Below are 11,930 nucleotides of genomic sequence, written 5' to 3'. Positions count from 1 at the left end.
ACACCGTCATGCGTTTCATCTTCAAGACCGACTACAACCAGGACATCAAGCTCGCCAAGCATGGCGGCCACACGTTCTGGTACAGCCTGCTCGGGCTGTTCCTGGTGACCGCGCCCTGGGTGATCCAGGAATACTGGCTCGCGCAGCTCACCTTCGTGCTGATCTATTCCATCGTGGGCCTGGGGCTCATGCTGCTCTCGGGCTTCACCGGCCTGTTCTCGCTGGGCCATGCCGCCTTCCTCGGCGTGGGTGCGTACACCCAGGCCATCATGGTCAACGCGGGCATTCCCTTTCCCATCGCCATGGCCTGCGCCGGCCTGCTCTCGGCGGCCGTGGGCATGGTGGTGGGCCTGCCGGCGCTGCGGGTGAAAGGCATCTACCTCGGCATGGCCACCCTGGCTTTCGGCTTCATCGTGGAAGAAGTCATCGCGCGCTGGGAAAGCCTCACGGGTGGCAACAAGGGCCTGATGGTGAACTACCCCAGCATCTTCGGCTGGGAGCTCGATTCCACCAACGAGTTCTACTTCCTGTGCCTGGTGGTCACGGTGCTGGCCACGCTGGGCGTGGTCAACCTCATGCGCTCGTCCACCGGCCGCGCCTTCGTGGCCATTCGGGATTCGGAAATTTCTGCGCAGAGCATGGGCATCCACCTGGCGCGCTACAAGACCCTGAGCTTCGCGCTCTCGGCGGCGCTGGCCGGCGTGGGCGGTGCGCTATACGCCCACAAGATCCAGTTCCTCTCGCCCGAGCAGTTCAGCATCATCCAGTCGATCGACCTGCTGCTCATGGTGGTGATCGGCGGGCTGGGCTCGATCCACGGCGCCTTCCTCGGTGCCATCTTCCTCATCGTCATGCCGCAGCTGATCTCGCTGGGCAAGGACTTTCTTCCCGCCGCCATCGGCCAGGCCGCCGGCCTGCAGGGTGCGGTGTATGGCGCGGTGCTGATCGCCTTCGTGCTGTTCGAGCCCATGGGCCTTTACGGCCGCTGGCTCAAGGTGCGCGCCTACTTCCAGTTGTTCCCCTTCTACCGCAAGGGCATGTTCAAGCGGCAGAAAACCTTCCAGAAATCCGACAGACTGAAATGAACGACGACATCCTTCTTTCAGCCAAGAGCCTCAGCGTGCGATTTGGCGGCGTGCTGGCGGTGAACAACGTGAGCTTCGACGTGAAGCGGGGTGAGGTATTCACGCTGATCGGGCCGAACGGTGCGGGCAAGACCACGGTGTTCAACCTCATCAGCCGCATCTACACACCCACCACCGGCACCATCGACTACGCCGGCCCCGACGGCACACTGCGCCTGACCGACCAGGCGCCGCACCAGATCGCCAGGCTGGGCATCGCGCGCACCTTCCAGAACATCGAGCTGTTCGAACACGCCACGGTGTTGCAGAACCTGCTGATCGGACGCCACACCCACCGCCGCACCGGTCTGTGGAGCGAGATCTTCTTCACCGGCAGGACGCGTGCCGCCGAGGTGGAAGCGCGCGAGAAGGTGGAGCACGTCATTGAACTGCTGGACCTGCAGCACCACCGCGAATCGATGGTGGCGGGCCTGCCTTATGGCGTGCGCAAGGTGGTGGAACTGGCGCGCGCGCTGTGCACCGAACCCCGCCTGCTGCTGCTGGACGAACCTTCTTCCGGCCTGAACGTGGAAGAGACCGAAGACATGGCGTTCTGGATCAGCGACATCCAGAAGGAACTGGGCATCACGGTGCTGATGGTGGAGCACGACATGAGCCTGGTCTCCAAGGTGAGCGACCGCGTGCTCGCCATGAGCATGGGCACCGAGCTGGCCACCGGCACGCCCGCGCAGGTGCAGAGTGACGCCGGTGTGATCGAGGCCTACCTGGGCTCGGTGGACGACGTGTCCAGCCTTCGCCGCGAAAACCACAAGGTGTCCGCATGAGCGTAGCAACCTCTGACGCACCCGTGCTCAAGCTGCTCAACGTGGAGAGTGCGTACGGGCCCATCAAGGCCATCCGCGGCGTGAGCCTGCAGGTGCGCCGCAGCGAAATCGCCACCGTGCTGGGCTCCAACGGCGCGGGCAAGACCACCATCCTCAAGACCATCAGCGGCATCATTGACCCGCGCAAGGGAAGCATCGAGTTCAAGGGGGCGAACATCACCGCCCAGGACCCTGCTTTCATCGTGCAGCAGGGCCTCTCCCATGTGCCGGAAGGGCGAGAGGTGTTTCCGCTGCTCAGCGTGCGCGACAACCTGCTGATGGGCGCCTACACCCGCAAGGACCGCGATGGCGTGGCGCGCGACATGGAAGCGGTGTTCAACTACTTCCCCATCCTGCGCGAGCGCGCCACGCAGGACGCCGGCCTGCTCTCGGGCGGGCAGCAGCAGATGCTCTCCATCAGCCGCGCGCTGATGGCCAACCCCGACCTGATCCTGCTCGACGAGCCCAGCCTGGGGCTGAGCCCGAAGCTCACCAAGGAGATCTTCGAGATCGTGGTGCGCATCAACCGCGAGCGCGGCACCACCATCTTGCTGGTGGAGCAGAACGCCAACATGGCGCTCAACGCTTCCGACTACGGTTACGTGCTGGAGAACGGCCGCATCGTGATGGAAGACACCTGCGCCCACCTGCGCGAGAAGGACGACATCAAGGAGTTCTACCTGGGCATGAAGGAAGCGGGCGAGCGCGGCGAGCGGCGCTGGAAAAAGAAAAAGAACTGGAGATGACGACATGAGTTATCTATGGGACCTCTCTCACATCAAGCCGCAGACCGAAGTGGTGCTGCAGGGCGACACCATTCCCGCCATCTTCTGGAACGGCGTGAAGGAGCGCGGGCCCGACATCTGGATGCGACAGAAGGACTACGGCATCTGGCGCAGCTGGACCTGGGACCAGACCGGTGAGGCCGTGCGCGAGATCGCCCATGGCCTGATGGCACTGGGTTTCGAAGCGCGCGAGACCGCCTCCATCCTCTCCAACACGAATATCGAGTGGGTGCTGTGCGATCTTGCGGTGCTGAGTGCCGGTGGCGTGGCCAACGGCATCTACCCCACCGACGCCGCCGAACAGGTGCAATACCTGTGCGCGGATTCGAGTACGACGGTGCTGTTCGTGGAAGACGATGAGCAACTGGACAAGGCGCTGGAAGTGCGCGCGCAGCTGCCACGCCTGAAGAAGATCATCGTCTGCGACATGGAAGGCCTGCGCGAGTTGAACGATCCGCAGGTGATGAGCCTGGACGCCCTGCGCGCACTCGGTCGCACGCACCTGCAGCAACACCCGGGCGCGGTGGAAGCGCGCGTGGCGGCGGTGAAACCGGAGGACCTGGCCATCCTGGTCTACACCTCGGGCACCACAGGCAGGCCCAAGGGCGCCATGCACAGCCACCACGGGCTGGTCTACACCGTGCGCGGCTACAACACGCTGATCTCGCGCGACCAGAACGACGAGTGCATGTGCTTCCTGCCGCTGTGCCACATCGCCGAGCGCATGGGCGGCGAGTATTTCTCGCTCTATACCGGCGCCCGGCTCAACTTCGTGGAGAACCCCGAGACCGTGCCGGAGAACGTGCGCGAGATCGCGCCCACGGTGTTCACCGCCGTGCCGCGCGTGTGGGAGAAGTTCTATTCGGGCGTGATGATCACGCTCAAGGAAGCCAGCAAGGCCCAGCAGGCCGCTTACGCCTGGGCCATCGGCGTGGGCCAGCAGGTGGCCGATCTCGTGATGGCCGGCCAGCCGGTGCCCTCCAGCCTGCGCGTGCGCTTCACCGTGGCGCGGCTGCTGGTGCTGGACAACGTGCGCAAGCTCATCGGCATCCACCGTGCGCGTTTCCTCGTCACCGGCGCGGCCCCGATTTCGCCCGACCTGGTGCGCTGGTACCTGGCGCTGGGCGTGCCCATGCTCGAGGTGTGGGGCATGACGGAGACCTGTGGCGCGTCCACCGGCATACCCGCCGAGCGCATCAAGCCCGGCAGCATCGGCCCCGCCGCCAGCTACAACGAAGTGAAGCTGGATCCGGCCACCGGCGAGATCCTGGTGCGCGGCCCCAACGTGTTCATGGGCTACCTGAACCTGCCCGAGAAAACCGCCGAGACCATCGACGCCGATGGCTGGCTGCACACGGGCGATGTGGGTGTGGTGGATGAGGAAGGGTTTTTCCGCATCACCGACCGCATGAAAGACATCATCATCACCGCAGGGGGCAAGAACATCACGCCCAGCGAGCTGGAGAACGAACTGAAGTTCTCGCCCTACGTGACCGACGCCGTGGTGATTGGCGACAAGCGGCCTTACCTCACCGTGATCATCATGATCGACCAGGAAAACGTGGAGAAGTATGCGCAGGACAACGATGTGCCCTTCTCCAACTACGCCAGCCTCACCCGCTCACCCGAGGTGCAGAACCTCATCCAGGCCGAGATCGATCGCGTGAACAAGAAGTTTGCCCGCGTCGAACAGATCAAGAAATTCTTCCTGCTCGACACCCAGCTCAGCGCCGAAGACGAAGAGCTCACGCCCACCATGAAGCTCAAGCGCAAGCTGGTGCAGACGAAATACGAACCTCAGATCGAGGCCATGTACCGCTGAAGCGGCCTCACCATCCCTACCCAGGAGACAAGCCCTTGACGACCTCTCGACACACCCTGATCGCCCACGCACTTGCCGTTGCACTGGGCCTCTCTGCCAGCGCCGCCTTTGCCCAGACCCAGGGCGTGAGCAAGGACGAAATCGTCATCGGTTCGATCCAGGATCTTTCCGGCCCGCTGGCCGGCTTCGGCAAGGCCGTGCGCCAGGGCATGGTGCTGCGCGTCGACGAGATCAACGAGCAGGGCGGCATCAACGGCCGCAAGATCCGTCTGCTCGTGGAAGACAGCAAATACGACCCGCGCAACGCCGTGCTGTCGGCGCAGAAGCTCGTGAACCAGGACAAGATCTTCGCCATGGTGGCCCACATCGGCACGGCGCAGAACATGGCCGCCATGCCGGTGCAGTTCCAGAAGAACGTCGTGAACTTTCTGCCCGTGACCGCGGCGCGCGAGATGTACGAGCCCTTCCACAAGCTCAAGTTCGCCAACATCGCGCCCTACTACGAGCAGATGCGCATCTTCCTGCCGCGCATGGTGCAGGAGAAGAAGCCCAAGGCGGTGTGCGCGATCTACCAGGACGACGAGTTCGGGCTCGAGGTGCTGCGTGGTGCGGAAGAAGGCTTGAAGGCCGTGAACATGACCATGGTCGAGAAGACCTCGTTCAAGCGCGGCGCCACCGACTTCTCGTCGCAGGTGGCGCGCATGAAGTCCTCCAACTGCGACTTCATCGTGCTCGGCACCATCATTCGCGAGACCATCGGCACCATCGCCACCGCGCGCAAGCTGGATTTCAACCCCACCTTCTTCGGCTCCCAGGCGGCCTACACCGACCTCATCCACAAGCTGGGCGGCCCGGCCATGAACGGCCTGTACGCCACCATGACGACCCAGCACCCCTACCTGGACGAGGCCTCGCAGCCCATCCGTTTCTGGGCCAACAAGTACAAGACCAAGTTCAATGAGGACCCCAGCGTGTTCTCGGTCTACGGCTACAACGCTGTCGACATCTTCGCCCGTGCCGCTGGCCGCGCCGGCGCCAACCTCACCACCGACAGCTTCGTCAAGACCGTGGACAGCATGACCGTGCCGGTCGACATCTTCGGTTCGCCCGAGCTGCGCTTCAGCCCGGAGCGCCGCTTTGGCAGCATGGCCATGCGCATGTCGCAGATCCAGGACAGCCGCTGGAAGGTCACCTCGGACTACGTGAACAAATAAGCAAGGCAACTTCCAAGTAAAGCTGCTTCCACCCCCCGATCGAACCACCTTTTTTCAGGAGACATCGATGAAATCCACACTGAGTCTGATGGGCGCGGCCATCGCGCTGACTGCGGGCACCGCCATGGCGCAAACGCAGGGGGTGAGCAAGAACGAAATCGTGCTTGGCTCCATCCAGGACCTTTCCGGTCCCATTGCGGGCTTTGGCAAGCAGGTGCGCCTGGGCATGATGCTGCGCGTGGACGAGGTCAATGAGCAGGGCGGCATCAACGGCCGCAAGATCCGGCTGCTGGTGGAAGACTCCAAGTACGACCCGCGCAACGCCGTGCTGGCGGCGCAGAAGCTCGTCAACCAGGACAAGATCTTCATGATGGTGGGCCACATCGGCACCGCGCAGAACATGGCCGCGATGCCGGTGCAGTTCCAGAAGAACGTCATCAACTTCTTCCCCGTGACGGCCGCGCGCGAAATGTACGACCCCTTCCACAAGCTCAAGTACAGCTTCGCCGCCACCTACTACGACCAGATGAAGATCATGGTGCCCAAGCTGGCGAAGGAAAAGAACGCCAGGAAGGTCTGCGCCATGTACCAGGACGACGAGTTCGGCCTGGAGGTGAAGCGCGGCGCCGAAGACGGCCTGAAAGCCGCCGGCATGAGCCTCGCGGTGGAAACCACCTACAAGCGCGGCGCCACCGACTTCGCCAGCCAGATGCAGAAGCTGGCCTCGGAGCAATGCGACATGGTCGTGCTCGGCACCATCATCCGCGAGACCATCGGCGGCATCGCCACCGCCAAGCGCCTGGGCTTCAACCCCACCTTCATCGGCTCCAGCGCGGCCTACACCGACCTCATCCACAAGCTCGGTGGCCCCGCCATGAACGGCCTCTACGCCGCCATGTCGGTGCAGAACCCCTACACGGACGAAGCCTCGCAACCCATCCGCTTCTGGGCCAACAAGTACAAGACCAAATTCAACGAAGATCCCACCGTTTTCTCGGTCTACGGCTACTCGGCGGTGGACGCCTTCCTGCGAGCCGCCAGCAAGGCCGGCAACAACCTGACCACCGAGAGCTTCATCAAGGCGATGGACACCATGACCATTCCGCCCGACATCTTCGGCAGTGCCGAGATGACCTTCAGCCCCACCAAGCGCCTGGGCAGCAACGCCTCGCGCATGTCGCAGATCGTGGATGGCCGCTGGAAGGTGATCTCCGAGTACACCAAGATCGAGACCGCTTCCAAGTGAGTCCCGTGAAACATTGAAGGTATGACGCCGCCTGCCTCGGCAGGCCCTGCGTGCAGCCGCCAGCGCCTTGTGTGCTGGCGGTTTTTTTATGCGCGGCTACAGCTCCCGAGGGAAATCACTCCGCCGTCAGCCCCGCCGCCTTGTAGACCTTCGACCATTTCTCCACTTCGGACTTGTGGAACGCCGAGAACTCCGCTGGCGTGTCGCCCACCGGCACGAGCGCGAGTTCGGCCATCTTGGCGCGCACCGCCGGCATCTGGAGCACGGCACGGATCTCGCGGTTGAGTTTTTCAACGATCTCCTTCGGCGTCGACGCAGGGGCGAACAAGCCCACCCAGGGGCCCATGTCGTAGCCGGGCACGCCGACCTCGGCGATGGTCGGCACATCGGGCAGCATGGGCGCACGCTCGCGCGTGGTGACCGCCAGGGGCTTGAGCTTGCCCGCCCGGATCAGGGTGATGGCCGCCGGCAAAGCCGGAAACGCCAGTTGCACCTGACCGCCCGCCACGTCCACCAGGGCGGGGCCATCGCCCTTGTAGGGCACGTTGCCCAGCTTCGTGTTCGCCATCAGATTGAACAGCTCACCCGCCAGGTGCGGTGAGGTTCCCAGTCCTGCCGTGGCATACAGGACTTTGGGCCCGTCTACCTTGCCGGCGGCAATCACATCTTTCACCGAGCCGTAGTTCGCCGCGTTCGTGCTGGCCACTAGGATGTTCGAAGAGTAGGCCAGTTGCGTGATGTGCGCGAAGTCCTTCACCGGGTCGTAGGGCAGGTTCTTGAACTGGGCCACGGCAATGGCCATGTTGCTGATCGCACCCAGGAAGATGGTGTAACCATCGCCGGGCGCCTTGCTGACATAGGTCGCACCCAGGGTACCACCGGCGCCCACGCGGTTCTCCACCACCACCGAGCGACCCAGCCGCTCGCCCAGTGGCTCGCTGATCAGTCTCGCCACGATGTCGTTCATGCCGCCGGGTGCAAGCCCCACGATGAGGTGCACCGGTTTGCTGGGATACACGTCGGACGCCATGACCACCGGCATGGCGGCAGCCAGAGTGGCTGCCGCCATCGACAGAGCCGCAACGCGGCGTGTGAGCTTTGCTTTCATGTCCTTGTCTCCTTGTTTGTCAACCGGGGAAGACCGTTCAGGCCCGCTTTTTCTCTCGCTGCAGGTGCGGGCCCTCGCTTTCGCTGCCCGGCACCGCACCGCGATCCAGATGCACACCCTGCTTGCGCAGGTCCGCACGAAGTTCTTCTGCCGGCACGCTGCGCAATTCGTATTTGCCGCGCAACGACATGGCCGCCGCCGTGCCTGCGGCCTGCCCGACCATCATTCCGGTCACCATGGTTCGGGTCGAAGCCATGGCTTCGTGGGTGGTGGAGATGCAGCGCCCTGCCAGCAACAGGCCCTCGACCTTCTGAGGCAACAGACAGCGGTAGGGAATGTCGTAGCTCCCGTCATCACCCTGAATCGGTGTGAACAGGGTCTTGCCGCTGTCGGGATCGTGGATGTCGATGGGATACCCCACCTTGCAGATCCCGTCGTCGAACTTGCGGCCCTGCACGCAGTCCTGCGCGGCCAGCTGGTAGTCGCCCAGCATGCGGCGCGTCTCGCGCACGCCAATGAAAGGCGCTGTGGCCTGGATGTGGCTGTTCTCGAAGCCCGGCACGTACTTGCGCAAGACCTCGGTGAGCTTGTAGACCTGCCGCTTGCCTTCGACTTCTCCCGTGGTCAGATCGTCTGCGCTCGTGCCATCCAGACCTTGCAGGCGCGAAGCATTGATGTTGCATTCGCGCGCGTGCACCGTGTTGCCCCAGAACTCGTCGGTGCCCAGGAAGAGCTTCTCCCGCCTCACCTCGTCGGCGTATTTCTCCAGCGTGGCAGACCACCACACGGGATACAGCTCATCGCTATCGGGCAGAGCCGCCCACGCAGCGCCCTTGCCGATGGCCTTGTACATCTTCGGCACGTCGACGTTGCCCATCTTGAACACCATCGACATGCGTTGCATCTTCTTGTCGCCTTCACGACCTTTCTCGTAGGGCACGCCGGCCCAGGTGGCAATGTCGCCGTCGCCGGTGCAGTCGATCACCACGCCTGCGCGCACGAACAGCCTCCCACTCTTGGTGAGCATGACCACGCCCTGAATCCGGTCGCCCTCCATCACCACTTCCAGCGGCGTGGTGTGGTACAGGATCTGCCCCCCGGCCTCGAGGATCATTTCCTGCGTCACGTATTTCATCGCCTCCACGTCGATCGGCGTCGTGGTCTGCATGTGTGCGTTGTCGATCCACACCGGGCCGGTGGAGCCACCGATCGCTTTCATGCGCTGGATCATTTCCCACGGCAGCCCCGCCACCACGCGCTGGCCCTTGCTGCTGTGGAAGGTGTGGAGGCAAAGACCCACGTTGGCCACGCCGCCGAGAAAGCCGTAGCGCTCCACAAGAAGCACCTTGGCACCGGCACGGGCGGCGGCCACCGCCGCGCCCACGCCCGATGTGCCACCGCCGACGACCAGCACATCGGTGTGCCGGGTGAGATCGTATTGAATCATTGAATGTCCTTTCAGCTCATGGATTGAATGGGGCGGGCTCTCGGCCCGCCATGGTTGGAGAGAGCTCCACCGCCTGGCGCAATGCTTCCACCAGACTGCGCTCATCGGCAATGCCTTTGCCCGCAATGTCGAACGCGGTGCCGTGGTCCACCGAGGTGCGGACGAATGGAAGGCCCACGGTGACGTTGACACCGGCCTCCAGTCCGAGCACCTTCACCGGGCCATGGCCCTGGTCGTGGTACATGGCCACCACCAGATCGAAGTCGCCCCGGGTGGCACGGAAGAACAGGGTGTCTGCCGGCAAGGGCCCCTGCACGTTCCATCCGCGCGCGCGACAGGCGTCCACCGCGGGCTGGATCTTCTGTGCCTCCTCGCCCCTTCCGAACAGGCCGTTTTCGCCGGCGTGGGGGTTGATGCCGCACACGCAGATGCGGGGCGATGCAATGCCCGCGCGCTGCAGCAAAAGGTGGCCGCGTGCGATGGTGCGTTCCACCAGGCTGGGCTGGATGCGTTCAACGGCGTCGAGCAAGCCGATGTGGGTGGTGACGTGGATCACGCGCAGGCTTGGCGCCATGAGCAGCATGGACACTTCGGGTGTTCCGGAAAGTTCGGCCAGCAGCTCGGTGTGGCCCGGGTAGCGGTGGCCGGCGGCGTGCAAGGCCTCCTTGTTGAGCGGCGCCGTGCAGATGGCCGAAAGCCGCCCCTCCATAGCAAGTTCCACCGCCTTGGCCACGTAAGCGTAGGCAGCGGCCCCGCCCCTGGCGCTGAGCTGACCAAAAGGCAGGTCGTGGGTGGGCTGCCCCACGCTGATGCAACGGATGGCGCCAGCCGGATGCTGCGCGTCTTCAGGATCGTCCACGGAATGGATCTGCACGGCACTTCGCGTGCGCTCTGCCGCCTGGCGCAGCCTTTGCGGGTCGCCCAGGACCACGGCCGGGAAACGGCCCTGTACGTCGGCGCGCGCCAGGCTTTTGACGACAACCTCCGGGCCGACGCCGCAAGGGTCGCCCATCGTGATGCCAATGAGGGGCACGGTCATGTGTTTCTTTCAGGCAATGGATTGCACTTGAGGAAGTGGCTTGAAGTGCCGCAGCACGCGCACCAGCGACTGACGATCGCCGAACCCGCCCGCCTTGGTGACGATCGAGGTCGACTCCGCGCTGCGGCGGCTCAGGCAGATGCCGGATTCGAGTTCGCCCATGACCTGCAGGCGTTCAACGCCGAGAAGATCCAGCACCGCGCGGGCGGTGTCGCCGCCCGTGAGCAGCAAGGTGGATGCACCATGCAGAAGCGGCTCGGCGGCGCCGGCCATGCGTTGCACCAGTGCCCGCGAAGACGCTGCCGGCACGGTGCCGCAGGCCGCGAGCACCACGCTCTGGCCCTGCGCGCCGTGCGTCCGGGCCTGCGCCATGGCCTGCGCCACCTGGTTCGGTTCGCCCAGCCAGGTCTGCGCTGCCAGCCGCACCAGATGCACATCGGGCTGCTGCGCCAGGGCGTCGACCTGTTGCAGGGTCACGGGAGAAAAACTGCCAGCCACCGCCACGAAGGAGCCACCCGGCCGGGCGAACTGGCATTGATCTGACCGGTCTGGCGCTTGCCCGAGCAGCGACGCCAGGGCCCACGCAAGCCCGGCCGAGCCCACCGCAAGCAGAGGCACATCCGCGCAAAGTGTCGCCAGGGCCTCCGCGATCTCCTGCAGGTCGGCGTCGTCTCGAGCGTCGATGGCGATGGCACGGGCACCACCGCCAATGGCCTCAGCCAGGTCTTCAGCCAGTCCGACAGCACCGCGCGCACTGCCCGGCCGCAACAGCACCGGCTTGGCATCGACCTCGCTCAGCAACCTCAACAGATCGAGTGGGCGACCGCCTGTGTGCAAGAGGGATTGGTCATTCACGTGGAGGACACCCTGCCGAAGCGTGCGGCCTTGAGCGGGCAGCGCCGGACACACGACTGCCGCCCGGACCAGCCCGGGCACGTCGAGCGCGGCGCGCAGCTCTGCGGCCACATTGCCACGCAAGGTGGAGTCGATTTTCTTGAACAGCAGGTTGCCGGGCGCCCGCCCTGCCCCCGCGCGGGCCAGCGCCACGGCGGCCACGGCCGCCGCTTCCCCGGCCGTCTGCGCGCGGCTGTCGGTGTCCACCGCCCAGCTCCCCGACGACGGGAACGCCCCCTTGAGCACCAGCGTGCCACCGCCGATGGCGGCAGGCGCCAGCGCAGCGGCGCACTCGGCAGCGCCAGAGAGATCATCTGCAACGACCTGAAGGCCGGGAAGAAGCATGGAACGCATTCCTTTAAGTGCATGCACTTTTTGTAGTTTAGCATGCATTAAATTAGAAAGTGCGTTTGATTCGCTTGGCGAT

The 11,930-nt window shown here is 64.4% G+C and carries 10 protein-coding genes; 6 read left to right on the top strand and 4 right to left on the bottom strand.

Annotation, left to right across the window (positions count from 1 at the left end):
• Nucleotides 1-8 precede the first annotated feature (8 nt).
• The 6 genes from ACTIF6_RS00980 (at nucleotide 9) to ACTIF6_RS00955 (ending at nucleotide 7,015) form a co-directional block, all read left to right on the top strand.
• Nucleotides 9-1,085, top strand: a complete 1,077-nt coding sequence (locus ACTIF6_RS00980; RefSeq protein ID WP_439586134.1) for a branched-chain amino acid ABC transporter permease — start codon at nucleotides 9-11, stop codon at nucleotides 1,083-1,085.
• Nucleotides 1,082-1,909, top strand: coding sequence for an ABC transporter ATP-binding protein (locus ACTIF6_RS00975; protein ID WP_439586133.1), 828 nt, complete (start codon nucleotides 1,082-1,084; stop codon nucleotides 1,907-1,909). The genes ACTIF6_RS00980 and ACTIF6_RS00975 overlap by 4 nt, the downstream gene beginning before the upstream one ends.
• Nucleotides 1,906-2,694, top strand: a complete 789-nt coding sequence (locus ACTIF6_RS00970; protein WP_439586132.1) for an ABC transporter ATP-binding protein — start codon at nucleotides 1,906-1,908, stop codon at nucleotides 2,692-2,694. Before ACTIF6_RS00975 ends, ACTIF6_RS00970 begins: the two co-directional genes overlap by 4 nt.
• Nucleotides 2,695-2,698: 4 nt before the next feature.
• Nucleotides 2,699-4,555 (top strand): AMP-dependent synthetase/ligase, encoded by a 1,857-nt coding sequence (locus ACTIF6_RS00965; protein ID WP_439586131.1) that lies wholly within the window; start codon nucleotides 2,699-2,701, stop codon nucleotides 4,553-4,555.
• A 35-nt stretch (nucleotides 4,556-4,590) separates the two neighbouring features.
• Nucleotides 4,591-5,769 (top strand): ABC transporter substrate-binding protein, encoded by a 1,179-nt coding sequence (locus tag ACTIF6_RS00960; protein ID WP_439586130.1) that lies wholly within the window; start codon nucleotides 4,591-4,593, stop codon nucleotides 5,767-5,769.
• A gap of 67 nt (nucleotides 5,770-5,836) precedes the next feature.
• Nucleotides 5,837-7,015 (top strand): ABC transporter substrate-binding protein, encoded by a 1,179-nt coding sequence (locus ACTIF6_RS00955; protein ID WP_439586129.1) that lies wholly within the window; start codon nucleotides 5,837-5,839, stop codon nucleotides 7,013-7,015.
• A gap of 115 nt (nucleotides 7,016-7,130) precedes the next feature.
• Here the strand turns inward: ACTIF6_RS00955 and ACTIF6_RS00950 are convergent, their stop codons facing one another.
• Genes ACTIF6_RS00950 through ACTIF6_RS00935 form a run of 4 tightly spaced genes read right to left on the bottom strand, consistent with a single transcriptional unit; the run spans nucleotide 7,131 to nucleotide 11,848 of the window.
• A complete protein-coding gene (locus ACTIF6_RS00950; RefSeq protein ID WP_439586128.1) occupies nucleotides 7,131-8,123 on the bottom strand; it encodes a tripartite tricarboxylate transporter substrate binding protein in 993 nt (330 codons plus the stop codon).
• Between the two features lie 37 nt (nucleotides 8,124-8,160).
• The gene (locus tag ACTIF6_RS00945; protein ID WP_439586127.1) at nucleotides 8,161-9,570 is read right to left on the bottom strand and encodes an FAD-dependent oxidoreductase; all 1,410 of its coding nucleotides are present in this window, start codon (nucleotides 9,568-9,570) and stop codon (nucleotides 8,161-8,163) included.
• Between the two features lie 16 nt (nucleotides 9,571-9,586).
• On the bottom strand, nucleotides 9,587-10,609 hold the full coding sequence (gene pdxA / locus ACTIF6_RS00940) for a 4-hydroxythreonine-4-phosphate dehydrogenase PdxA (RefSeq protein WP_439586126.1): 1,023 nt from the start codon (nucleotides 10,607-10,609) through the stop codon (nucleotides 9,587-9,589).
• Nucleotides 10,610-10,618: 9 nt separating this feature from the next.
• Nucleotides 10,619-11,848: a four-carbon acid sugar kinase family protein gene (locus ACTIF6_RS00935; protein WP_439586125.1), complete on the bottom strand. Its 1,230-nt coding sequence runs from the start codon at nucleotides 11,846-11,848 to the stop codon at nucleotides 10,619-10,621.
• Nucleotides 11,849-11,930: the final 82 nt, after the last annotated feature.

The organism is Hydrogenophaga sp. (assembly GCF_051860785.1).
Taxonomy (GTDB): domain Bacteria; phylum Pseudomonadota; class Gammaproteobacteria; order Burkholderiales; family Burkholderiaceae_C; genus Hydrogenophaga.
Note: the sequence above shows the minus strand (reverse complement) of the source record. Positions and strands in the feature narration are given on the sequence as shown.